At 70.5% G+C, this 319-nt stretch carries 1 protein-coding gene; it reads right to left on the reverse strand.

What is annotated here, in order from left to right:
• The coding region (locus AN216_RS00175) for a protein kinase domain-containing protein (RefSeq protein WP_170842972.1) at positions 1-319 on the reverse strand (319 nt) is incomplete at both ends.

Raw genomic sequence — 319 nt, forward strand, 5'->3', positions numbered from 1 at the left:
CCGGAGGACTGCATGGCGCTGTCCAGGGCACGGGCGATCCCGAAGTCGATCACCCGCGGCCCGTCGATCGTGATCAACACGTTCGACGGCTTCAGATCCCGATGCACCAACCCCGCCCCGTGAATCGCCTGAAGCGCCCGCACCAGACCCGTCGTCAGCGCCCGCACCGAGTTCTCCGGCAGCGGACCGAAGTCCCGGTCCACCACCTCCATCAACGAGGGCCCCGCGATATAGCCCGTGGCCACCCACGGCTCAGCCGCCTCCGGATCAGCGTCCAACACCGGAGCCGTCCACTCCGCGCCCACCCGCCGCGCCGCCG

This window comes from Streptomyces oceani, assembly GCF_001751245.1.
GTDB classification, from domain to species: Bacteria; Actinomycetota; Actinomycetes; order Streptomycetales; family Streptomycetaceae; genus Streptomyces; species Streptomyces oceani.